The organism is Clostridium chromiireducens (assembly GCF_002029255.1).
GTDB lineage: Bacteria > Bacillota > Clostridia > Clostridiales > Clostridiaceae > Clostridium > Clostridium chromiireducens.
Genome location: NZ_MZGT01000008.1, coordinates 84,288 through 108,494, shown reverse-complemented (window position 1 = coordinate 108,494; position 24,207 = coordinate 84,288). Strand labels below are relative to the sequence as shown.

At 30.6% G+C, this 24,207-nt stretch carries 29 protein-coding genes; 24 read left to right on the top strand and 5 right to left on the bottom strand.

The genetic code is table 11. The features are described from left to right. Positions 1–207: 207 nt before the first annotated feature. The 10 genes from CLCHR_RS04220 to CLCHR_RS04175 all read left to right on the top strand — a co-directional run bounded on the left by CLCHR_RS04220 (position 208) and on the right by CLCHR_RS04175 (position 7,370). On the top strand, positions 208–792 hold the full coding sequence (locus tag CLCHR_RS04220) for a hypothetical protein (protein ID WP_079438441.1): 585 nt from the start codon (positions 208–210) through the stop codon (positions 790–792). A gap of 599 nt (positions 793–1,391) precedes the next feature. Further along, positions 1,392–2,369 (top strand): CAP domain-containing protein, encoded by a 978-nt coding sequence (locus tag CLCHR_RS04215; protein WP_079438440.1) that lies wholly within the window; start codon positions 1,392–1,394, stop codon positions 2,367–2,369. 275 nt (positions 2,370–2,644) lie between these two features. Then, positions 2,645–3,313 (top strand): hypothetical protein, encoded by a 669-nt coding sequence (locus CLCHR_RS04210; RefSeq protein WP_079438439.1) that lies wholly within the window; start codon positions 2,645–2,647, stop codon positions 3,311–3,313. Next, a complete protein-coding gene (locus CLCHR_RS04205) occupies positions 3,282–3,980 on the top strand; it encodes a LytR/AlgR family response regulator transcription factor (protein WP_079438438.1) in 699 nt (232 codons plus the stop codon). Before CLCHR_RS04210 ends, CLCHR_RS04205 begins: the two co-directional genes overlap by 32 nt. Positions 3,981–4,218: 238 nt before the next feature. Continuing rightward, positions 4,219–5,211 (top strand): Gfo/Idh/MocA family protein, encoded by a 993-nt coding sequence (locus tag CLCHR_RS04200; RefSeq protein WP_079438437.1) that lies wholly within the window; start codon positions 4,219–4,221, stop codon positions 5,209–5,211. A gap of 14 nt (positions 5,212–5,225) precedes the next feature. Then, positions 5,226–5,351, top strand: a complete 126-nt coding sequence (locus CLCHR_RS04195; protein ID WP_079438436.1) for a hypothetical protein — start codon at positions 5,226–5,228, stop codon at positions 5,349–5,351. Between the two features lie 111 nt (positions 5,352–5,462). Further along, complete coding sequence (locus CLCHR_RS04190) at positions 5,463–5,894, top strand: Lin0368 family putative glycerol transporter subunit (RefSeq protein WP_079438435.1); 432 nt, start codon at positions 5,463–5,465, stop codon at positions 5,892–5,894. Between the two features lie 2 nt (positions 5,895–5,896). Beyond that, complete coding sequence (locus tag CLCHR_RS04185; protein ID WP_079438434.1) at positions 5,897–6,238, top strand: Lin0368 family putative glycerol transporter subunit; 342 nt, start codon at positions 5,897–5,899, stop codon at positions 6,236–6,238. 310 nt (positions 6,239–6,548) lie between these two features. Then, positions 6,549–6,785 (top strand): DUF2164 domain-containing protein, encoded by a 237-nt coding sequence (locus tag CLCHR_RS04180; protein WP_079438433.1) that lies wholly within the window; start codon positions 6,549–6,551, stop codon positions 6,783–6,785. A 27-nt stretch (positions 6,786–6,812) separates the two neighbouring features. Beyond that, on the top strand, positions 6,813–7,370 hold the full coding sequence (locus CLCHR_RS04175; RefSeq protein ID WP_079438432.1) for a TVP38/TMEM64 family protein: 558 nt from the start codon (positions 6,813–6,815) through the stop codon (positions 7,368–7,370). Positions 7,371–7,769: 399 nt separating this feature from the next. Here CLCHR_RS04175 and CLCHR_RS04170 read toward each other — a convergent pair whose 3' ends face one another. Beyond that, entirely contained in the window at positions 7,770–8,351 is a 582-nt protein-coding gene (locus tag CLCHR_RS04170) for a sigma-70 family RNA polymerase sigma factor (RefSeq protein WP_079438431.1), read from the bottom strand. Between the two features lie 295 nt (positions 8,352–8,646). On the opposite strand from CLCHR_RS04170, the gene CLCHR_RS24685 reads away from it, so the two are divergent. From CLCHR_RS24685 to CLCHR_RS04155, 4 genes are all read left to right on the top strand, one after another. Further along, complete coding sequence (locus CLCHR_RS24685) at positions 8,647–8,799, top strand: hypothetical protein (protein WP_169896760.1); 153 nt, start codon at positions 8,647–8,649, stop codon at positions 8,797–8,799. A gap of 45 nt (positions 8,800–8,844) precedes the next feature. Beyond that, positions 8,845–9,234, top strand: coding sequence for an ACT domain-containing protein (locus CLCHR_RS04165; RefSeq protein ID WP_079438430.1), 390 nt, complete (start codon positions 8,845–8,847; stop codon positions 9,232–9,234). A gap of 155 nt (positions 9,235–9,389) precedes the next feature. Continuing rightward, positions 9,390–9,917, top strand: a complete 528-nt coding sequence (locus CLCHR_RS04160) for a GNAT family N-acetyltransferase (RefSeq protein WP_079438429.1) — start codon at positions 9,390–9,392, stop codon at positions 9,915–9,917. A gap of 20 nt (positions 9,918–9,937) precedes the next feature. Continuing rightward, on the top strand, positions 9,938–10,342 hold the full coding sequence (locus tag CLCHR_RS04155) for an FMN-binding protein (protein ID WP_079438428.1): 405 nt from the start codon (positions 9,938–9,940) through the stop codon (positions 10,340–10,342). A 389-nt stretch (positions 10,343–10,731) separates the two neighbouring features. Here CLCHR_RS04155 and CLCHR_RS04150 read toward each other — a convergent pair whose 3' ends face one another. After that, a complete protein-coding gene (locus CLCHR_RS04150) occupies positions 10,732–11,292 on the bottom strand; it encodes a TetR/AcrR family transcriptional regulator (RefSeq protein WP_079438427.1) in 561 nt (186 codons plus the stop codon). 274 nt (positions 11,293–11,566) lie between these two features. Here CLCHR_RS04150 and CLCHR_RS04145 point away from each other — a divergent pair, with 274 nt between their 5' ends. Together CLCHR_RS04145 and CLCHR_RS04140 are read left to right on the top strand one after the other, a co-directional pair. Continuing rightward, complete coding sequence (locus CLCHR_RS04145; protein WP_079438426.1) at positions 11,567–12,763, top strand: multidrug efflux MFS transporter; 1,197 nt, start codon at positions 11,567–11,569, stop codon at positions 12,761–12,763. A gap of 33 nt (positions 12,764–12,796) precedes the next feature. After that, positions 12,797–13,384, top strand: coding sequence for an isochorismatase family protein (locus tag CLCHR_RS04140; protein ID WP_079438425.1), 588 nt, complete (start codon positions 12,797–12,799; stop codon positions 13,382–13,384). 115 nt (positions 13,385–13,499) lie between these two features. On the opposite strand, the gene CLCHR_RS04135 is transcribed toward CLCHR_RS04140, so the two are convergent. Further along, a complete protein-coding gene (locus CLCHR_RS04135) occupies positions 13,500–14,564 on the bottom strand; it encodes an oxidoreductase (protein ID WP_341456878.1) in 1,065 nt (354 codons plus the stop codon). A 122-nt stretch (positions 14,565–14,686) separates the two neighbouring features. On the opposite strand from CLCHR_RS04135, the gene CLCHR_RS04130 reads away from it, so the two are divergent. The 5 genes from CLCHR_RS04130 to CLCHR_RS04110 all read left to right on the top strand — a co-directional run bounded on the left by CLCHR_RS04130 (position 14,687) and on the right by CLCHR_RS04110 (position 20,376). Beyond that, positions 14,687–15,031 carry a winged helix-turn-helix transcriptional regulator gene (locus CLCHR_RS04130; RefSeq protein ID WP_079438423.1) on the top strand — a complete coding sequence of 115 codons (345 nt, stop codon included), beginning with the start codon at positions 14,687–14,689 and terminating at the stop codon, positions 15,029–15,031. Between the two features lie 87 nt (positions 15,032–15,118). After that, entirely contained in the window at positions 15,119–15,895 is a 777-nt protein-coding gene (locus CLCHR_RS04125; protein ID WP_079438422.1) for an EFR1 family ferrodoxin, read from the top strand. Positions 15,896–16,094: 199 nt separating this feature from the next. Continuing rightward, a complete protein-coding gene (locus CLCHR_RS04120) occupies positions 16,095–16,769 on the top strand; it encodes a FadR/GntR family transcriptional regulator (protein WP_079438421.1) in 675 nt (224 codons plus the stop codon). Positions 16,770–16,803: 34 nt separating this feature from the next. Then, positions 16,804–18,522, top strand: coding sequence for an ABC transporter ATP-binding protein (locus CLCHR_RS04115; RefSeq protein WP_079438420.1), 1,719 nt, complete (start codon positions 16,804–16,806; stop codon positions 18,520–18,522). Between the two features lie 3 nt (positions 18,523–18,525). Beyond that, on the top strand, positions 18,526–20,376 hold the full coding sequence (locus CLCHR_RS04110) for an ABC transporter ATP-binding protein (protein WP_079438419.1): 1,851 nt from the start codon (positions 18,526–18,528) through the stop codon (positions 20,374–20,376). A 269-nt stretch (positions 20,377–20,645) separates the two neighbouring features. On the opposite strand, the gene CLCHR_RS24680 is transcribed toward CLCHR_RS04110, so the two are convergent. Both CLCHR_RS24680 and CLCHR_RS04105 read right to left on the bottom strand, forming a co-directional pair. Continuing rightward, positions 20,646–20,804, bottom strand: a complete 159-nt coding sequence (locus CLCHR_RS24680; protein WP_169896759.1) for a hypothetical protein — start codon at positions 20,802–20,804, stop codon at positions 20,646–20,648. A 144-nt stretch (positions 20,805–20,948) separates the two neighbouring features. Continuing rightward, positions 20,949–21,671 (bottom strand): DUF1761 domain-containing protein, encoded by a 723-nt coding sequence (locus CLCHR_RS04105; RefSeq protein ID WP_079438418.1) that lies wholly within the window; start codon positions 21,669–21,671, stop codon positions 20,949–20,951. 275 nt (positions 21,672–21,946) lie between these two features. Between CLCHR_RS04105 and thiS the strand changes: the two genes are divergently transcribed. From thiS to thiH, 3 genes are all read left to right on the top strand, one after another. Further along, positions 21,947–22,144 carry a sulfur carrier protein ThiS gene (gene thiS / locus CLCHR_RS04100; protein WP_079438417.1) on the top strand — a complete coding sequence of 66 codons (198 nt, stop codon included), beginning with the start codon at positions 21,947–21,949 and terminating at the stop codon, positions 22,142–22,144. A 97-nt stretch (positions 22,145–22,241) separates the two neighbouring features. Next, positions 22,242–23,012: a thiazole synthase gene (locus CLCHR_RS04095; RefSeq protein WP_079438416.1), complete on the top strand. Its 771-nt coding sequence runs from the start codon at positions 22,242–22,244 to the stop codon at positions 23,010–23,012. Positions 23,013–23,023: 11 nt separating this feature from the next. Further along, positions 23,024–24,184, top strand: coding sequence for a 2-iminoacetate synthase ThiH (gene thiH, locus CLCHR_RS04090; protein WP_079438415.1), 1,161 nt, complete (start codon positions 23,024–23,026; stop codon positions 24,182–24,184). Positions 24,185–24,207 lie beyond the last annotated feature (23 nt).

The following is a 24,207-nucleotide window of genomic DNA, read 5'->3' as shown; positions in this document are numbered from 1 at the left end:
ATATAAACTTAATATTTAAATTATAAAGGAGAAAATCATAAATAACAGTTAATGAGTTAATAAAATAATATTAATAGATGATAGAAATTAAAAAATTTTTAGTATTAGATGTTGTTACATTCTTTCAGATGATTTAGCATAAGTATAAGTTTTTTATTTAGTAATTAAATATAAATTATCATCAATAATTATGAAAGGGATTTATAAATGAATTATTTTGAATTTAGAGATAGATATTTAAATATACTTATTAAATTGAGAGAGACGACTAATCAAATATATACTCGTATATCAAGAGAGCTAGATGGAACTTGCAATATTAAATGTAAAGCAAATAGTACTGATAAAGGCAAGGAAACAGATAAAAGTAAAGCTGATAGTATGGATATGGATGAAATTTATAATAAATGTTTAATTTTGAATCTGATTGAATTTACTAATTGTAAAATTGAAAATTTGATGAAATTACTTATTGATGCTACAAGCATTCCTTATGAAATTGGAATGCTAAAAATTGTTAAAGGCATTTGTAGAGTAAACAGTTACTTATATTCTATAAAAGTAAGAATTGAAAAGCATTCCATGGAGCATAGTAAGAATTTCAAAATAATTTATTATATATATATTGAAGAAGCTAAACGATTGTTTGACAATTTAGGATATGTGGAAGCTACTTTATTAATAATATCTACTGACAAATTGCTTTGGGAAAGGCAAGAAGGTGATTTCTCTAAGATTAAAGCAAAAACTTTAAAACAAATAGATTGCTTTCTGAGTGAAAAGTTGATCTAATATACTTCATAATTATTAAAATCAACAAAACCTAATAGAAAATATATAAAAATGCACAAAGAAAATGTTCACTAGAGTGATTTGATATATTTATAATTGATGAGAAAATATTTAATGGCCGGTTGAACCTACTTTTACTTATCCTTAATCTCATTAGGACAAGTAAAGGTGGAAAAACCAGCCATTAATTGTTTTATTACAATTACAAGTAGAGTTTGGAGATTCATGTATGTATTTATCGTTGTAATAAATCAACTTAATTGATTATATAATTGCTTTGCATTCTGATTTGACGTGAAATTAAATAAGATTATAAAAAATAAAAAAATACAGGGGGTTAGCCTTTGGGTTATAAGGCGTTAAAGGATATCATTGAGTATAAAGAAAGAAATAAGAGCATATGAAAGGAGTTTGGAGCTAATATCTTTTAAATCAAATAATTCAAAGAATGTTATGTTGAATTATGTCGAAAAGATGTTAGTATAGAGACATGGACTTGCTTGAAAACAATAAATATGCAGAGTGAAGTTAAAGAAAAATTTTTATTGTTTATATATAAGATCAAGAAGCCAAATAAAAAATACAAAGGAGAAAAACTAATGAAAAAGAATTTACTAAGAAAGATGGTAACTGCAGCAATTGCCGCTACAACAATAACTAGCTTCTCATCATTAGGAGTATCTGCAGCAACTATTAATTCAACAGATTATAATAATTATTATAATGCAATGATGAATAATTCCGCAAAAACTGGTTGGGTTATGAATAACGGCAATTGGTATTTCTTTAATAATGCTGGAGAAAAACAAACAGGAGTTATTAAGGTAAATGGTAAAACTTATTGCTTAAATCAATCAGGTATAATGGAGATTGGAAAGGTTTTAGTAAACAATAAAGTATATATAACTAACCAAAGTGGACAGGTTATAGGAACTAAAGTCCCAACAGTAGATAAAGTATTCAATTCAAATAATGATGTACTAAAAGATAGCAATAAAACTTCTACAGTTAGTAATACAAATAATACAACAGGAAATACTACTAGTACAACTACAGGAAGTAACACGACAACTAAACCAGTAACAACAACTAATACTGGTAGCACTACAACTACAGGAACTACAAGTAATACATCTACAACATCAGCAGATGTTCAGGGGTTACCTAAATTACCTACAAACTATTCAATAACAGTACAAGCTACTGCTGAACAAAAAATTCTTGAATTAATGAATGCGAAAAGAACTGAAGCAGGTTTAAAGCCATTAGCTTTAGATAATACTTTAATTCAAGTAGCTAGATATAAGAGTAATAACATGATTCAAAATAACTTCTTTGACCACACAAATCCAGACGGAACAAAGTGGACAAACTGGTTACAAACAATAGGGTATAAATATAATACAACAGGTGAAAATATCGCATATAACACTTATGATGCAGTAGAATTATTTAACCAATGGTGGAATTCACCAGGTCATAGAGCAAATATGATGAATTCTTCTTATACTAAAGTGGGTATAGGAGTTATATTAGGAAACGGTAAATACATGGGAACTCAAACTTTCGCCGGTTAATAGTGAAAGATATATATAGTAAAAATCAAATGTAATTTATCAAAAAATCCAAGGAATTATACCTTGGATTTTTTTGTTGTTTATAGAATTGATGAAATCGTGTTTACAAGATGAAAATATTTGAGGAGAGAGGTAAATTAACTAGCAGTTTCAAGAGAAGGGAATTCAACTAAGTAATTATATATACCTTATGGGATATTAAATTGTTGTTCATGCCAAGCCAATTATCTTTTCTATTTGAATTCATATAATAGAAATTAAGGAGAGTGGTTTATATGGAAGAATCAAAAAAAGTATTTGTTGTAGGAGAAAAACCTACTATATTGTATATTATTATTTCTGCAATGGTGCCGCTATTTTTTAGCTTAATATTAGGTAGTGCTATAATTGAGTACTTTAAATTATATAATTTTATAATTGTTTGTATTACGATTATGTTCACATTTTTATTGTTGTCGCTTTTATATGTTCCAACTATAGTGAGATGTAGGCAATATTGGTGCATAAACGGACTGTACTTAGAAAGCTATGCTATTGATGATTATATTCAACAACTAAAATATTTGATAAGTATTTTTAATGGTAAGAATGATATGTTTGCATTTAAAATTAAATTAGCTGAAATTGAAAGTATAGGAATTTATTGGACAACAATGTGGGTCATCTCGGCAACACCTGTGCATTTTGTTTATTTTGGTATAAAATTGAAGGAGGGCTCTATTGTAACTTTTAGATCAGTAGTTACTGCTAACAATAAAGAATATATTAATGCTGTCAAGTATTTAAAAGAAGAATGTAATATTCAGATAGTAGATAAGTATAATTTATTAGGTGCAATGGAGGAGGGAAGTATAAGTCTTGCTGAATATATTGATAAAATTGAAAAACAACAGGGCAAATGGGGGATAAATAATGATAAAGGCCTATTTGATTTTAAAAGATGATAATCTAAGGGATAGTTTGAAGTCTAAAATTAAATTGTTTTTAGGCAGCGGCTCCGAGAGAGTTACCTTTGTGGAAGAAAATTATATAAAAGATTATGCTAGTAACGATATATTGGTGATTTTTTATCAAATAGAAGATACTCATGAAATCAATAGTGCTAAAGAATTAAAGGAATATACTCATGCGAACTGTATTGTATTTCTAAGTAAAGATGAGTCACTAGTATTCCAATCATTAAATGTTAAGCCATTACAATTTATTCGTATAGATAATTTTGATGAGGATTTTAAAAATATGATTGAGATATTATTAGCTTATATAAAAAATATAGATACTGTAGTTACACTAAAATCTGGAACAGCCACAATAAGACTTAATGTTAAGAATATTATTTTTATAGAATCTTATGGGCATTACTTAGTAATGCATTGTACAACTGGCGAGTATAGGGTAAGAGAAAAATTAACTACTATTATAGAGCAAATTAATAATCCTAGATTTATTCGGGCCCATAAATCATATATAATCAATGTTGATTTTGTTATAAAAGTATTACCGGGTAAATTAAAGTTAAGAAATGAATTGGAAATACCAATGGGGAGAAACTTTAAGGAAAAAGTTATACAGGGAATTACTAGTTTAGAAAATAATTTTAGTTATAAATAGTAAAATTAAAAATGTATGCACTCGCCACAATTTTGTGGTGAGTGTTTTTTGCATAATTAGTATATATAATATATTGAGAATATCGTAATATGTAATCATGATAAATTTAAATATTTTTTTATCTTTAAGGAAAATATATTTTAAGAGTACAGAAGAAATCAATTGAAGTTTAATATGGAAAGAAATTATGTTAAGATAGTATAAAATAATACTGATGTGAGAGCAGGGAGGACTGAATATGAAATTAGGAATTATAGGGGCTGGAATGATTGTAAAGGAGTTATTGAGAGCTACTCCGTACTTAAAGGATATAGAGTTAGAAGCTATTTTTGGAAGAAAAAGCAGCGAAGATGTAATGAATGAATTAAAGGATACTTATAATATTAAAAATATTTTTTATGATTATGAGGAATTATTAAAATGTAATTTAGATGCAGTGTATATTGCATTACCTAATAATCTGCATTTTGAATTTGCTAAAAAGGCATTAGAGGCAAATAAGAACGTTATTATTGAGAAACCAATGACATCAACATACAAGGAAGCATTAATATTGAGTGATTTAGCTAGAGAAAGAAAATTATTTATATTTGAAGCAATTACTAATCAATATCTTCCTAACTATAAAAAGATTAAAGAATTTCTGCCAACCTTAGGAAATATAAAAATTGTTCAATGCAATTATTCTCAATATTCGAGTAGGTATAATAGTTTCAAGGAAGGTAATGTGCTGCCTGCTTTTGATCCCAATTTTTCTGGTGGAGCTTTGATGGATCTAAATATCTATAATATTCATTATGTGGTTGGTTTATTTGGCAAACCTAAAAATGTTGAATATTATCCTAATATTGAAAGAGGAATAGATACATCTGGAGTATTGATACTAGACTATGATAAATTTAAATGTGTTTGTATTGGAGCAAAAGATTGTAAAGCGCCTATAGCAAATAATATTCAAGGGGATAATGGATGTATCTATCAAGATACTCCAGCTAATGTTTGCGAAAGATTCGAATTATTAATGAATGATGGAACTAGTTCTGTAATAAATGAGAACAATTATGAACATCGTATGGTTAATGAATTTATTGAATTTAGGGATATTATTAAAAGTAACAACTTGGAGAAATGCTATAAGATGCTAGATCATAGTTTGATAGTTACTGAAGTTCAAACAACTGCAAGAAATAAAGGTGGAATTGTATTTCCGGCAGATACTGAAATTAAATAGAATTTATATATCAAATGGCAAAAGAAATGATAAACGTAGTTAAAAAAGAATTGAATTTAAATGTTAGTTTAATAGAATTGGCATATATAACTATGAAGTTAGTTTCAAGTAGAGAGATATGGATTAAAAAGATTTTGTGAGTTTATATGAACATCTTGAGCTTTTAGGAATAATAGATAAGAAAAATAGATGCTAACATGATTAAAAAAATTAGAGTTAGTAGTTGACCAAAGAGTAATAGGGGGATAATAATGAGATTTTTGAGAAATACTTTTGGATATTTTTTGGCAGCAACTGTTATAAACGGATTATGGGGAATTTTTCTTGATGAATTTGGACTTTTTGGGACATATGGGGCTGCGTTTTTTCTTACTGGATCGATGTGGTGTGTGAATCATTATATAGGATTAATTAAACATGATAATGATTCAGCATTTGTTGACATGGGATTGGGGGTAGCAATTGGTTTAATAGCAAAAAATTATATGGTGAATGGCTCTGAATCATTAATAAATTCAGTTCCAACATTATTATATGTAGTAATTGGTGCAGCCTTAGGTGGATATATGGCGGTACTAATGGAAAAGCATATAATGGAAAAAGGCACTATAGAAATCAAACCTAAAAAAGAAAGTCTAGAGAGTGTAAATATAGAATTAGTAGATGGAAAGTTGGAGGTGTAATTATGTCCGGACAAGCTATTTTTACAACAATAATGGGAGCTTTTTTACTGCCATTTTTCATTAGACTTTTATGGGGAAGGTTTGTAAATAAACTTGGAGCAATAGGTGGTTTTTTAGCGGCTATAACTGTGGTAGGGACAATTTGGATATTAGACCATGGAATGAAAAATCACTTGATACAGCAGGGGAGTAGTGGATGGATAGATATGGGGCTGGCGGCTGCGGTTGGTGCTTTTACTGCATCAGCTGTAACAGGAGGAAAAGTTAAAAAGTCATTTACAAATTTGGGATCAGCTGTAATTGGTGGAGTTATTAGTGGGATTATACTTTTATATATTATGTAGGTAATGATACTTATGTTTTTACATATATTAAAAAATTTTGTTTGCATATTTAAGCTGATATTGTGCACAATAATATATGAAAGAGGTGGTTCTCATGGACAATGATTTTAATAATAATATTTTAGGATTACTCCGAAAATGATTTTAAAGTCCCCATAGTACAACTTGTCTTTCTGAAAAATAAAGCTAGGGTTTTAAATTAAACCCTAGTTTTATTTTTTTGTTATCGATTTAGATAAGTTTACTAGGGATATGTTATAATTTATTAATAAGAAAATACTTCTATCTTAAATTACATGGAGGGCTTTAAGTGAGTGATAAAAATAAGATACAATTAAGTAAAGAGAAAAGAGAGGATATGATTTCTGCAATAAAAAATTATTTCTGTGATGAAAGAGATGAGGAATTAGGAGATCTAGCATCAGGAAAGATTTTAGATTTCATAATTGATGAGCTAGCCACGGAATTCTATAATCAAGGAATATATGATTCTTATAATTATATGAATAGAAGTATTGATGATTTACTTTCAATACAAAAATATTAGCTGCTTTGAAATACATAGGAGAAAGTTATGTTCAGTATAAGTGAAATTCTAGAGATTTTAAAAAATAACAGCTCTATGGCAATTCCTATAAGTATTTTTATTAGTATAATGATTTCACTTTTAGGAATATTGCCATCCGTATTTGTAACAGGAGCTAACATACTGTTCTTCGGACCTGTGGAAGGTTTTTTATTATCTTTGATTGGTGAATCACTAGGCGCATATATTACTTTTAAAATTTATAGGTTAGGCTTTAAGAGGAGAATAGAAAAATTAACAGATAAATATAAATTGATTTCTCAGATAGTAAATAGTAATGGGAAAAAGGCTGGTTTATTAATATTTCAAGGAAGATTGATTCCATTTATACCATCTGGTGTCATAACATTATCGGCTTCAATAAGTAATGTAAGTGGTGGGATATTTATTATCGCGACTTTTATAGGAAAAATTCCATCAATAGCAATAGAAGCTCTTCTTAGTTATGATGTAATAAATATTTATGATAATTGGTTAAGGTTGATTATGACAATTACTGGATTGCTGTTAATGCTTATTACTCTTAGAGGTAAAAATTATAAATAAAAAATATCATAGATAAACAATATGTAATTTAGATTTATGTATATAACTCACCGAAAGAACGGGTACTCTGTTGTTTCGGTTTCTAGAGAATTTGGCTGTGGATTTCTACCAGCAGAAGTTGTGCCCATTTGAGCATGCTCCTTTGGCAAGCAAATGACAAGCTCGAATGGAACAACTTCGGCTGAAGAAATCCTACAGCCAAATTCTCAATAAAACACTGCACAAAAGAGTACCCATTCTTTCTGGTATAGTATATATTTCAAAGCATAAATCAAACTTATAACTGGTTTATCTACATAGATATCCAATTTAAGACTTAAACTTATTCTTTGAAAAATATCTCAACTAGAAACTGGAACAAAAGTATGTTTCTTATTTCGGTGAGTTATACGCATAAGTCTAAATTATGTGTTGGGTATCTATAAAGTACTTACTTAATTTCATTAAAGTAACGGCTTTCTTTCTATTTACTGTTGAGTAAGGCATATTCTTTAAAGCGGCATAAGCTGAAACTGTATTATTTTTAAAGAAGATAAATATAATCAATTCTTTTTCTTCTTTGTTTAAGGAATTAATTGCAATTTTTAATAATTCATAATCAGATTCACTGCAAAGAACTTCTTCAAGGCTATCGCCTTTAGATGAGAGGTTATGTTCTAAATTATCAGATAAAGTGAGTGCTTCGGAACCTTCAATTGGACTTCTGTTTTTAACTCTTTTAATCAAATCATTAATATTATTTTTTATTGCATTACTTGCATAAGCAACAAATCTATGCCGTTCTAAATCATACATAGATAAACATTTAAAAAGTGTTCTATAGCATTCATTTTGTATATCTTCGTTATCATAGCCATGAAGAAAAGTTCTTTTAACGATATTTAATATCAATGGGCGAAACTCTTTAGCTAATTCTTCTTTAGAAATTGGATCACCGTTTTTAGATCTCAAAACTAAACTTTCAATGTATTTATAATCCATATATACCTCCTAAATATAAAAACTAAATAGTAAGTATCAAAATACCTATATATATAGTCTAAAGGTGTATAAACTTTAATTCTTATAGAAAACCTATAGTTTTGTTTAAAGCTTATATAGTATTTAACAAAGGATTATATTGCTGAATATAAAGTTGTATAATTTAGAAATCTTAATTAATTGTTTTATGAAAAATCAGGAAATAGAGTTATAATAAGTATAAATATTATAAAATAGCGTAGGAATAAATATTAAGAATGGTTATTATGCAAATAAGTGATTAGGAGGAAAGTTTATGATGACAGTATTTAGTTTGATTAATATAATACTAATACTAGGTATGTTTGGAATATCAATTTATGGATTTGTTTTATTTGTGAAGCTTGCAAATAGAGGAATAAAAGCACTTGATATTTATATAGAGGAAAAGACTAAGAAGGATTTATAGGTACAAAACAATTATTAAATGTATTCAAAAGAAAGGATGAAAAATATGGTGGAAAAAATATTAACAATGAGGCTACTTAAAGATATATATGGAGTATGTAGATTGGACAAAAATGAATTAATTCCTGAATGGGCTCAAAAAAGTGATTTCTTTTCAATAACAAAAACTAATGAAGAGTTATCAATCGTATGTAGTCAAGAGGATATTCCAATTGATATACAGTGTGAGAAGAATTGGAGAGTATTAAAAATAGAAGGGCCCTTAGATTTTTCTCTAATTGGAATTCTTTCTTCAATAAGTACAGTGTTAGCAAATAATAAAATAAGTATATTTGCTATTTCAACATATGATACAGATTATATCCTCATTAAGAGTAGTGATTTAGACAATGGGATTGAGTCGCTTCTTAAAGAGGGGTATGAGGTTCTAGTGTAAGAGATAATTTAGACGATGGGGATATCTTGATATAAAGTATTTTTTCAAGAAGTCGTTAGGGCCGCAAATAATATTGTACTTACATAATATGTACGAATTAGATTATTAAAGTAAAGAAGTAGAATATATAATTTGCATAGATTGGGGAGGAATTGATGTACATCACTTTTGATTTGGGAACTGAAGATGAAATTGATGAATTAGAGCAACTATATAATGATTTGAATGATTATTTGAATAAAGGAATAAACTACCCTGGATGGAGGAAAGATGCATATCCAGTTCGTCAAAATGCAATTGATGGAGTGAAAACTGGTAATCTATATGTAGCAAAATATGATGGAAAGATTATTGGAACTATTATTTTGAGTAACAAACCTGAACCAGCCTACTATAAAGCTAAGTGGGAATTTGAATCTGATTATTCAGATGTTATTGTTATACATACATTTGCTGTACATCCTAAGTTTTTAAAGTGTGGTGTAGGTAAGGCGTTAATAGATTTTTCTATTGAACATGGTGTGAAGCTAAAGGCTAGATCAATTAGATTAGATGTTTATGAAGGCAACGTGCCAGCCATAAGGCTTTATGAAGAATGTGGATTTAAGTATGTAGATACAGTTGATTTGGGTCTTGGAAACTACGGATTAGATTGGTTTAAGTTATATGAAAAATTACTATAAATTTGAGGGGATTTTTAACCATGTCAAAAAAGAAAAAAATAATATTAAGTTCAATCTGTATTATATTTATAATTGGTGTTATAGCTGGAGGAAAATATTTAATCTCTGTCAAAAATTATCAAAAAGCAATTAGGGAATTAACAATCAATAATGTAGATTTATCAAAGATTTCAGATGGAAAATATATTGGTACCTATGATGCTGATTTAATTAGTGCAAAAGTTTCAGTTACAGTTAAAGATCATAAGATTGAAGAGGTAGACTTATTAGAACATAAAAACGGCAGAGGAAAACCTGCAGAAATCATTCCAGAGATGGTGGTCAAAGCTCAAAGTTTGAAAGTGGATACTATTTCAGGAGCAACAAATAGTAGTAAAACAATTTTAAAAGCTATTGAAAATGCATTAGCTTCTAGTCAAAAATAAAACTATAGATATCCAATATAAAACTTAGATTCATGATGTAACTTACCGAAATCATAAACATTTTTATTCCGAAAACTACAAAAATATCGCTGAAGGCTCTAAGTTGAAGGTTGCACCATTTCAGCATGCTCCCACCTTTGGTGTGACAAGCTAAAGTGGAACAACCTTCAACTAAGAGCCTTTGACAGCTCATTTTTAAATGTTTTCTTCACAAAAATGTTTATGATTTCTGGTGAAGATATCAACTTAAAGTTCTAGTAAATTTGTAAATATGTTCATCTAATGAGTAAATTTCCTTGGAAACTGGAACAAAAGTATGCTACTCATTTCGATGAGTTTATTGCATAAGTGTAAGTATTAGATAGAAGTGCGTTTAAAGAGAACATATTTTATTTTCCTGAAAGTGAGGAAATATAATCATCAATCATAAAGTGAAAACTATCTTCTAAATCTGCTTCACCGTGAAAATATCCAAATGAATATAAAGATACGAATCCGTGTAAAGCACTTCTTAATGCTCGACTTTTATGTATTAATAAAGTTTTATCTTTAATATAAAAATCTAAAATTTGATGGATAATATTGTTGGTCTCTTTTGCCAAACGTAGAACTTCCTCATTTTTAGTGCTTGGGATATTTACAAAAAGTCCATAAGCTGTCTTATTTTTAAAAGCAAAATCTCTGTAAACATACGCATATTCACGAATGGCATCTTCACCACTTTTACCGATCAATCTCTGCATTAATTTTAAATTTAACTCTTTTAAAAAAAATATTGTCATCTCTATTTTTAGATTATTTATATTACTAAAATGATTATATAAAGATGGGTATTTTATGCCAAGCTTATCAGCAATTTTAGGAAATGTAACTTCATTAAGACCGATGTCATCAGCTAATGAAAAAGTAGCTTGAATAATTTTTTCTTTAGTTAAATTTCTTTTTTGCATATGTATACCACTCCTAGTAATTTCAATATATGAGAATAGTTTAACATTAGAAATCATATTTATCAAACTATAAATCATAATTTACAAACTATAATTTATAGTTTATTATTATATTAGAAAGTATATTGAAATGAACTACAACATACTTTGGTGTATTTTTTTTTCTATACTGGTGTTTAGTTTTAATAGAGTTGTTATAAAAATAAATTCAATAGTATGTTATTTTCTATAGTTTGTAAATTTATATTTCATAACAAAAGAAAGGAGATTGTTCATGAAATTGTGGAAAAGAAATTTAATAGTTTGCTGGTTTGGAATGTTTGTAACGGGTATAGGAATGAGTCAAATTGCTCCAGTTTTACCTTTATATATACAACATCTAGGAATTAAAGATACAGCTTTTATTGCACAACTTTCAGGAATTGCTTTTGGTGTTACATTTATAATTTCTGCAATTTTTTCACCAATTTGGGGACATGCTGCTGATAAATTTGGAAGAAAGCCGATGCTGCTACGGGCAAGTCTTGGTATGGCTGTAATTATAAGTTGTATGGGCTTTGCATCAAATGTGTATGTTCTTATAGGTCTAAGATTATTACAGGGAGTCATTACAGGTTATGGTACAGCCTGCACCACATTGATTGCAACTCAGACAGATAAGGAAAATGCAGGATATGCTTTAGGTACTCTCTCAACAGCTAATATTACAGGGTCTTTACTAGGACCAACAATAGGCGGGTTTGTAGGAGAAACCTTTGGTTTGCAGAATGTGTTTTTCATAACAGGTGGAATGATGTTAATTGCATTTATTACTACTGCATTGTTTGTAAAAGAATCTTTTAATCGTCAAGATAGTAAAGTTTTAAGTGTTAAGGAAGTATGGGGAATTGTTCCTGAAAAAGGTTTAACTGTTACTTTATTTATAACTTTCTTTATATTATCTGTGGCAATGTATTCAGTCGAACCAATAGTTACAATTTATGTTTCTCAATTATCCAGTGAGATGAGTCACGTTGCATTAATGGCAGGAATAACCTTCTCGGCTTCAGGCTTTGCTAATATACTTGCAGCTCCAAGGCTTGGACGGCTATCTGATAAAATTGGGGCACATAAAGTTATGCTAGTATGCCTTATAATAGCCGGAATTATTTTTATACCACAAGCTTTTGTGAAAAATACTTGGCAGTTGATGGGACTCAGATTTTTATTGGGACTTACAGCAGGCGGACTTAATCCTTCTGTTAATATATTAGTTAAGAAAATTACACCTACTTCTATCACTGGTAGAGTATTTGGTTTTAGCATGTCAGCCGCGTATTTAGGTGTTTTTGCTGGTTCAGTTCTTGGTGGACAGGTCGCAGGTCATTTAGGAGTGAAATATGTGTTTTTTGTGACAAGTATATTGCTATTGATTAATGCAGTGTTAGTATATTTAAAAGTATATAAGAAAGTAAATATAAAGCAATATTAACAAAATAGATTAATATGAAAAGGAGATAAAAAAATGAAAGATTTAAAATTAGTAGGGAATGAACTTATTAATTCGAAGAGGACTGCACTAGTAGTTATAGATTTACAAAATGGTATTGTTAACAGTCCTCGTTTACCTCATTCTGGTGCAGAGGTTGTAGAGAAAGCAAGTAATTTAATTAAGGCATTTAGTAATAAAGGAGCTCTTGTAGTACTTGTGAGAGTTTCATCCATAGATGGAAAGGATATGATTAAACCAGAAACAGATTCAGCGAGTAATTCAGTAAAATTCTCAGAAGGATGGGATAGATTTGTACCTGAAATAGAAGATAAAAATGCAATTACTATAACTAAAAGACAGTGGGGGGCGTTTCATGGTACTGAGCTGGATTTACAATTAAGACGTCGTGGTATTGATACTATTGTACTATGCGGAATTTCTACTAGTATAGGTGTAGATACAACAGCAAGGGAAGCTTACCAACATGGATATAATCAAATCTTTGTAGAAGAAGCAATGACAGCTGGAACAAAAGAAGAACATGATTATGTTTGTAAATATATCTTTCCTAAAATAGGAAAAATGAGGACGAGTGAAGAAGTAATTTCATCATTAAAATAATAACTAAATATATGCGACAAGAAAGATACAATTCATATGAATCGTATATCTAAAATATTTTATGAGATTCAAATAAATGCTTAGTAAGACAAATTACTAAGCATTTTTAGAATATCTATTTATTATTTTTATCAAATATAACTTTTCCGGGGCAAACCTTAGATTGGCCAAACCACATGCATTTTGTGCAATTTAGGCATTTTCCTGTGTCTTTACCTTCCTTTGCGTAATTCGCCCAGTCAGGATTTATAAGAATTCCCTTACCAATATCAACAATATCAACATTTGTTTCATTTAGTATTTCTTCTGCAATTTCAGACGAATTGATTCCATTAACTGCAAATACTGGAATAGATACTTCTTTCTTGATTTTTTCTGCAGCATATACAGCATTAGAATATTTGTAACCTTCACTTACATGAATTTCTTGTTCACTAAAAAATCCGTAAGATACATCAAGGAAATCTATTCCGTTTTTATCTAATACTTTAGCATAATGTATTCCGTCTTCTATTGTTGGTTCAAATCCTCCTAAACGAATTCCAACTACGAATTCCGCTGGAGTTACTTTTCTGATTCCATCTAGTATCTCTATAACAAACTTTTCAGGGGTTGCTCCATATTCATCAGTTCTTTTATTTACTCTTTTATTTAGAAACTGGCTTATTAAGTAACCATGGCATCCATGGAGTTCTATGCCATCATATCCAGCTTCATAAGCTCTTCTTGCAGCTTCAATATAATCATTTTGAACAGATTTTATATCCTCATAAGTCATTTCGCGTCCTACAGCACTTCTACCAAAATTATTATATTCATAAGGACTTGGACATATTGGATTTTCTGATATGCCAGTAACACCTGCATGGTGAATTTGAATAAATATTTTGCAATTTTCTGCATGAACTGTATCAACTATATTTTTTAGTCCTTCAATTTGATCATCTTTCCATATTCCAAGCTGCTTTACTGATAAAAGTCCATCAGAATTAACACACGTAGCTTCCTGAATTATAAGACCAGCTCCACCTTGAGCTAATTCTTTATAACGGTCAACATTCTCTGGTGAGACATGTCCATCTTGACCAAATCCAATTACCATTGGAGGTACACAAATACGGTTTTTTATTTTTACATCTTTAATACTAAATTCCGAAAATAATCTTTTCAAAAATTCCACACTCCCACTTAGCTGATTTATTTACATTTTACCATTTCTTTGGTATGGTATTATTATATTTTATCAAGAAACATTATAACAAGTACGCACATTTTTGTGCCTTAGTCTTGGAGGAAATGCTTATGAAAGAACCATTGAAAAAAACACAGCATGTTTGTTCTGAAATGTGCCCGGTTACTCGCGCGTTGGAGGTGATTGGCGGTAAGTGGAAACTGCCTATCATATGGAAAATATCAGCTGCGAAAAGTATTAGATATAACGAACTTAAGAGAAGTATACCTGGAATAACTAATATTATGCTAACTCGTTCTTTGCAGTCGTTAGAAGAACATGGTCTTGTAAAAAGAATAGAGTATAATAAAATTCCACCTCATGTAGAATACTCCTTAACGGATGCTTGCCAGGATTTGTTACCGGCCTTGGTTATTATAAACGAGTGGGGTAAAAAGGTATGGCCGAGCCACTAATTCAAAGAATGAAAGAGGATAAAAGGTAATATTTAAACATAATAATTTAAATGAGAATATTATTAATAATAAAATTTGGAGGTTATTATGAGTACAACAATTTATTTTTTCAGTGGAACAGGAAATTCATTAAAGATTGCAAAAGATTTAAGCAATCAATTGGAAGATTCAAAGATTATACAAATTTCTGAGAAAAATTTATCTATAACTAATGACACATCATCAGATAAGGTAGGTTTTGTATATCCTATATATTTTAATGGTCTACCAGCAATGGTAAAGAAGTTTATAGAAAGTCTACAGGTTAACAAAGATGCATATTTTTTTGCAATAGCAACTTTTGGGGGCACCGCAGGAATATCTTTTAACCAAATTGATGATATATTAAATAAGAAAGGTGCATCTCTTTCTGCAGGCTTTAAAGTTAAAATGCCAGGAAACTATCAAGTAATGTATTCACCATGGTCAGAAGAAAAACAAATGAAACGATTTGAAATATTAAATAGAGAAGTTGTAAAAATAGCAGAAAGTATAAAAGGAAGCCGAGTTGATACAACTAATAGAGCCGGAGGAATAAAAAAAGCTGTCATTGGATTGATATATAATACTTTTAAGCCAAATGAAAAAGATAATAATTTTTGGACAACAGAAGCCTGTAATGGATGTGGTACATGCCTAAAAGTTTGTCCGGCAAATAATATTACGATAGTAGATGGAAAACCAGAGTGGAAGCATAAGTGTGAACTTTGTCTTGCATGCATGCAATGGTGTCCCAAAGAATCAATACAATACAAGAAAAGTACTTTAAAAAGAGGAAGATATCATCATCCTGAAATAAAAGCCAGTGAATTATTTCATAGGTAAAGATAGGAAGATTTTAGAAGCAAGTAAAAAAATAAGATATAGAGCTATGCGATGAGAATCTAACTTATTTGTATACATGTTTATTACATAGGACTTTGAAAATAAGCTTAAAGGGTTCTATTAATAAGACATCATACAACCTATTTAAATTAAACAAGTTATGTGTTATTATAATAAAAAAATGTGGAGGATGATTGGAATGTCAAAAGAGAAACGATTGTCAGATAGCGTGGCAGATGATATTTTGACTATGATAACGATAGAAAAAAGATTTGTGCATGGAGATAAGCTTCCAAATGAGAATGATTTGTCTAAGGAATTAAACGTTAGTAGAACAACGCTAAGAGAAGCTATTCGAGTTCTTGTAACAAACGGTGTATTAGAAATTCAAAGAGGACGCGGCACATTTGTTAAAGAAAAAGATGGTGTTGATAGTAAAGAATTTCAGTTGTTAACATCAGCGAGAACAAATGCAAAAGATTTATATGAAATGAGACTTATTTTTGAACCAGAAGCAGCCTATTTGGCTGCAAAAAGAGCAAGTGATATGGAATTAAAGCGTATAATAAGCTTAGGAAAGCAAGTGGAAGAGAAAATCAAAAATGGTGAGGATAGAACAGAAGTAGAGCAATCATTTCACAAATCAATAGCTAAAGCAACACATAACGAATTTATGAATAAATTGATGCCAGTTATTTATCAAGCAATTGATAAGGGAGTTGTTTTATCAAAAGAAAAAGAATTAGCAGTTAAGGATACAGTAAATGATCACAAAATGATAATGGAGTTTATGGAGTCAAGAAATGCTGAAGGGGCAAGAAATGCAATGAAAATTCACATACTTCATGCTATAAAAGCGCTAGAAATAGAATAAATTATATAATTAACGAGAGAAGTTGATAAGCAATATGAACTTATACAGTAAGTATTTAAAAAAATATAAATTTCCTTTTGGAGTAGCTGTTACTTGTGTTATACTGGAGGCATTTTGTGATTTGCTGGGGCCAACGCTTATGTCAAATATAATTAATACAGGAATTGAACAGGGGTCACTTTCAAAAGTATACTATTGGGGTATTCTTATGCTTATAGTTACTGCCATCGGAGCTTGTTTTGCTATAACGCGAAATATTTTAGCTAGTACGGTATCTCAACATATGGGCGCAGATTTGCGTTATGATTTATTTGGGAAAATTATGTATTTCTCTGAAGTAAGTGCTGATAAAATTGAAAGTGGTTCTCTTATTACGCGTATGACTAATGATACAGCTCAAGTTGTATTGTTTGTTAATGGAATTATGCGTATCTTTATGAAGGCACCAATCACATGTGTTGGGAGCATCATTTTAGCAACTATTCTTAATTTTAGGCTAAGTCTTATTATTTACAGTGTTGTTGCAATAGTTGCTATCCTTATTATGGTTAGTATGAGATTAAGTTATCCTCGTTTCTATGAATTACAAAATGCTATGGATAAGATGAATTCGGTTATACAAGAGTATCTAATAGGGGTTCGCTTAGTTAAGGCGTTTGGAACATATGATAAAGAAACAGATAAGTTTGAAAGTTCCAATATAAATTTAATGGAAAAAGGGGTGGCATCTCAAATTATTGTCACTTTAATATCTCCACTTATGACACTTGCTGTTGGAGTTGGAACAGTAGCTGCAATTTTTGCTGGGAGCAAGCTATTCTCTTCTAACCTTGCAAATCCGGGTGATATTACGGCATTTACAATTTACATGGCACAAATACTAACATCATTAATCATGATAACAAATGTATTTAATGTGTTCGTAAGGACAAAGGCATCCACTGCACGTATTAAAGAAGTGTTTGATTGTGATGAAGATTTTACTGACAGTGGTGAAAAGAAAGAATTAAATGGGGATATTGAGTTTGATAATGTAACATTTGCGTATCCTAGTGGAAGTGGAATACCTGCTATAAAGGATTTATCGTTTTCTGTAAAAAGAGGACAAAGCTTAGCAATAATTGGACCCACAGGCAGTGGCAAATCTACAATAGCTTGGTTGCTTTTGCGATTTTATGATGTAAATAGAGGAAGAATATTGATTGATGGTTATGATGTTAGAGATATAAATGTTGAGTGTGTAAGAGATAATATTGCTATTGTACCACAAAAGCCAATGCTTTTTTCAGGTTCTATTGCAGAGAATATTAGATGGGGAAATAGTAAAGCTACAAACGAGATAGTTCATCAGGCTGCAGATGGAGCGCAAGCAGATTTTATTTATAAGATGCAAGAAGGATATGAAAGTCTTTTGGGAAGTGCCGGGGTGAATATTTCAGGAGGCCAAAAGCAACGTATTTCAATAGCACGTGGAATACTTAAAGACTCATCGGTACTTATATTAGATGATGCGACTAGTGCATTGGATGCAGTTACTGAGGCAAAGGTTAGAGCGAATTTAATTTCTAAATTCGAAAATAAGACTATAATTACTATTACTCAACGCTGTGGGACTGCTATGTTTGCCGATAAAATTTTAGTAATGGATAATGGTACTAAGGCTGGGTATGGAACTCATGATGAACTTATAGAAAGTTGTGAAATATATCAAGATATCTATAGGACTCAGATAGAGAGCAGTAAGGAGGTGTAATAAATGGCACAACAATTTTCTAATACTCAAGTAAAGATTCCTTCAATAGGTGGGAGACATGTAGGTGGAGGAGGAAATCGTTTTGCTCCTACACAGAAGGCTAAAAACGCCAAAGGAACACTGATGCGTATAGTGAAAATATATTTACGTTTTGCCAGAACTATTTTTGCTGCAATGATACTAACAGTTTTTTCATCTCTAATTTCTGTTGCAATTCCATATTTTGTTGGTAAGACAATTAATACATTCAAAATTTCTACTAGAATAGTGAATACAAATACTCTTACAACATTATTAATTATTATTTTAGCTTTGTATGCGGTAAATTGGATTATTTCATGTATTAATGGTGTTATTATGCTTAAGGTATCACAAAAGCTGGTACTTGTGATACGTACTGAATTTTTTGAAAAAATGCAGAAGCTCCCATTAAAATTTTATGATGTGCGCTCTCATGGTGACACAATGAGTAGAATAACAAATGATGTAGATAATATTAGTTCTACTATCGCTCAAACAACTACTCAACTAATATCAAGTATTTTAACATTATCAGGTTCGTTTATTGTTATGGTAACACTAAATATTCCGCTTACTGTAACAGTTTTATTGTGTATACCTTTAGTAATGATATTAACACGTATGATTGCTACTCATAGCCGTGCTTATTTTTCAGCACAGCAGAGAAGCCTAGGATCACTTAATGGGCTAATAGAGGAAAATATACTGGGATTAAAAATGGTAAAAGCTTTTGATAAACAACAAGATATATTAAAGCAGTTTAAAGAAATTAATATGAAGTTATATGAAAATAGCAGTAAAGCACAAATTTGGTCTGGGTATATGATGCCTCTTATGAATGTGATTAACAATTTTATTTTTGCAATTGTCGCTATGGTTGGAGGCATATTGTCGGTATCATATGGATTGTCAATTGGTACTGTAGTTAGTTTTTTGAGCTATTCAAAGCAATTCTCGCAGCCTCTTAATTCAGTTGCAGGTATGTTTAATACAATTCAATCGGCATTGGCAGGAGCAGAACGTGTTTTTGAAATTTTAGATAGTGAAGAGGAAACAGCAGATATAGAAAATGCGATTGTCATAGAGTCTCCCAAGGGTGACGTAACTTTTGAAAGCGTATGTTTTTCTTATGATAAATCTACACCTATATTAAAAAATGTAAGTTTTGATGTTAAGGCGGGGGAAACAGTTGCCTTAGTAGGAGAAACTGGAGCAGGAAAGACCACTATTGTAAATCTTCTTACGCGTTTTTATGATGCAGACAGCGGCAAGATTTTAATAGATAGTAAACCAATCACTAGTTTAAGGAGAGAGAGTCTTAGAAGCTGTTTTTCAGTAGTTCTTCAAGATACCTGCCTTTTCACAGGTACAATTATGGATAATATTCGTTATTCACAGAAAGATGCAACTGATGAACAAGTAATAAGAGCAGCCAAAATAGCTCGAGCTCATAGTTTTATTGATAAATTACCAAAAGGCTATAATACAATGGTTTCAGGAGCCACAGATAATTTAAGTCAAGGACAACGCCAGCTTATATCGATAGCTAGAGCAGTTTTGTGTGACAGTCCTATACTAATTTTAGATGAGGCAACTAGCAGTGTTGATACAAAAACTGAGAAAGATATTCAGCATGCATTAGTTAGATTAATGAAGAATCGCACAAGCTTTTTAATAGCTCATCGTTTATCAACAATTAGAGACGCGGACCGCATTATGGTTATCGGTGATGGAAAAATATTAGAAAGTGGAGATCATAAAATCCTCATGAAGAAAAAGGGACAGTATTATAAAATGGTTATTAGTCAAATGGGAAAACTGCCTGAAAGCTAACAGGCTGAAGATTAATGACTTTAGTATTTAATTAAATAGTTTTGCGTGTGAAGTACTTATAAGATAACAAGTACTTCATATTTCAATTATAAATATTTATTATTTAGGTTAGTTCATGATAAAAATAAAGAGCAGCATGTATAGCAGTAAATACACATGTTGCTCTTTATTTTTTATATTTATAAGGGGTAAATATTTATGAAAAACTTAAATTAATCTTTAAATTTATTATAGTATATTGTTGTGTCAAAATTGTGGCAAAATAAAATTTAATTTTGAGAATCTTCTGGATGTGGAGATTTACCAGTAGCTTCTTGAACCTTTTTAGAATCAAAAGAAGGATCTGCTTCTGATGAATGAATATCTATTATTTTTTCAATGTCATAAACTTCTGGAATTGGGCCTTCAGTTATTTTTTCTTTAGCCATATAATCACTCCTACATTATAATTTTTTTAGAATTGCCATTTTAAAAGTTAAGACAAAAGAAAGTTATAAAATATTTTAGTTACATAATTATTATTAAGATAAACATACATATTAATACGTGAAAAGTTTAGATTAATTGAAAATTTAATCAGCGTTTATAGATTTTAGAACCTTGAATCTATCATCACACAAATCTATTCTAACTTTACTATTTTTAAAAACATTTTGTGAAAGTTCCCGTGATATTGCTTTCATGGGTGCCATGTAGTTTTGATTGTTTTCATAATCACCTTCAACAACAAGAGATAAAATATATAAATCTTTTTGCTTATCTATTTTAACATCAATTTCTGAGTTATCTGTGAAGTATTGCTCATCCCTGAAGTAATCCCCAAGTTGCTTGGCTTGGGATTGCTGCATATTACTTGTATAAAAAAGATGATTTTTTCCATAGTCAAGTGCATTTTTAGGAATATAAATGGTATATAAAACTGAAGCGGCAGTTACTGAAAATATTAAAATTCCTACAGCTATTGGCATAAGGTAAGAAGCGTTTTTTCCTCCGTTTTCAATATGTTCTTTATACAATTTTCGTTGAGCAAGACTGAGATATATTCCTAATCCAGCATTAATAGCTATAAAGATAACAGAAGAGTCAATTGAGAAGAAGGATGTTAAGGTGATAATACCTATAAATCCTAAAATAGTTGAAAACAGAACTATCCATTTCATTTTATTATTACCGTATCGCCCATAGTTTAAGGAACTCATAATTCCAGCAGGTACAAATGAGAATAATATTGAGAATATAATAAATGATTTAGGGTTCCATAACTTTTTAGTTGGTGTTTTATTTATTGATGCCATAAAGAACCTCCTTATATAATGATTTATAAAAATTATATCACATGAATTTATGGAAAGTTATGTAAATTTGTTAATTTAATCTAATAATTTAATATGAATTATTAGATAAGGCAAGTTAAGCAAATTAATACGTTTATGTATTAATTTGACACAGATTTAGGATAGTGATATAATTATTGACAGAGTGTGAAGGTCACACGAAGGGGTACACCACCTTGGGTGTATTATTTCGTGTGGCCTTTTTTGCATACAAATATAAGAAAGAGGTGAGTAATATGATAAAGGTAAATGGACAAGAATTAGAAACCGTGAATGAAATATCTTTAGAGGAATTTCTTATTAATAAAGGGTATCTAGTTGAAAGAGTTGTGGTTGAATTAAATGGTGACATAATACCAAAAGCCCAGTTTAATCAAACCAATATTAAAGATGGGGATTCGCTAGAGGTTATTAGCTTTGTTGGAGGCGGCTGATATCATTAAATAAAAGCTTGACCTTAGAAAATTGATTTAATATCAGAAAAATGTATTAAATAGGACTTATAAATTACATCAAAAGGAGAAGATTATAATGAAAAAGGATACACTAGTAATTGGGGGGCACGAATTTTCGTCAAGATTTATTTTGGGTTCAGGAAAATATAATTTAGAGTTAATTAAGGCAGCAGTTGAAAATGCAGGTGCACAAATGATTACATTAGCTTTAAGACGTGCAAATACAAGTGGAGGAGAGAATATTCTAGACTTTATTCCAGAAGGAGTAACTTTACTTCCAAATACATCGGGAGCAAGAAATGCAGAGGAAGCAGTAAGAATTGCAAGACTTGCTAGAGCTATGAGCTGTGGAGATTTCGTAAAAGTAGAAATCATTCGCGACTCAAAATATCTACTTCCAGATAATTATGAGACTATTAAAGCAACAGAAATCCTTGCAAAAGAAGGCTTTATAGTAATGCCATATATGCATGCAGATTTAAATGTAGCTCGTGACCTAGTTAACGCAGGTGCAGCTTGTATTATGCCTCTTGCATCACCAATTGGATCTAATAAGGGACTAGCTACAAAAGAGTTCATTAAAATATTAGTAGATGAAATAGATCTTCCAATTATTGTTGATGCAGGAATAGGAAGACCATCTCAAGCCTGCGAGGCTATGGAAATGGGAGTAGCGGCAGTTATGGCTAATACTGCTATAGCTACTGCAGGTGATATTCCGGCTATGGCAGGAGCTTTTAGACAAGCTATTGAAGCAGGGCGTGCGGCATATCTATCTGGCTTAGGTCGTGTTCTAGATAAGGGTGCCTCTGCATCTTCACCATTAATAGGATTTTTAGAAGATTAGGAGGTGCAGATATGAAAGAACAACGTACAAATCACATGGAATATATGCCAGGGATGGAAGTTATCGAGTCAGATATAATGAATCAAGTAGTCAGCAGAATGGAAGCATACGATTATGAGAAGTATACAGCAGCAGATGTGCAAAGAGCTTTGAATAATGACTATCGGACTATCGAAGACTTTGCAGCTTTATTATCTCCAGCAGCTATGCCTTTTTTAGAAGAAATGGCTCAATTAGCAAAAGAAGAGACAAGAAAGCATTTTGGTAATTCAGTTTATATGTTTACACCTTTATATCTAGCAAATTATTGTGAGAACTACTGTATCTACTGTGGATTTAACTGTCATAATAAGATACGCCGTGCAAAGCTAAATTATGAAGAAATAGAAAAGGAAATGCAGGCAATAGCTAAAACAGGATTAGAAGAAGTTCTTCTTCTGACCGGTGAGAGCAGAAAAATGTCTGACGTAAAATATATAGGAGAGGCCTGTAAAATAGCACGCAAATATTTTAAGCTAGTAGGCTTGGAAGTATATCCAATGAATTCGGATGAATATGAATATCTTCGTGAATGTGGTGCGGACTTTGTTACAGTATTTCAAGAAACATATAACTCAGATAAGTATGAGACTTTACATTTAGAAGGCCATAAACGTATATTCCCATACAGAGTTAATGCTCAAGAAAGGGCACTAAAGGGTGGAATGCGTGGGGTTGGATTTGCAGCTTTGCTTGGTCTAGATGATTTTCGTAAAGATGCTTTTGCTACAGGTGTACATGCTTACCTGCTTCAAAGGAATTATCCTCATGCAGAAATAGCATTTTCATGCCCAAGATTAAGACCGATAATTAATAATGACAAAATTAATCCAAGGGACGTTCGAGAACCGCAACTATTACAAGTAATCACAGCGTATCGTTTGTTTATGCCGTTTGCAAATATTACTATTTCAACAAGAGAATGTGAAAGATTCCGTAATAATGTTATTGGTTTAGCAGCTACTAAGATTTCAGCAGGTGTAAGTACTGGAATTGGTAGTCATGCAGAAGAAGCTGAGGATAGAGGCGATAACCAATTTGAAATTGCTGATTGCAGAACGGTAGAGGAAGTGTATGAAGCAATTAAAGATAAAGGTCTGCAACCAGTAATGAACGATTACGTTTATGTATAAATATAATTTCTTTATAAAAAACA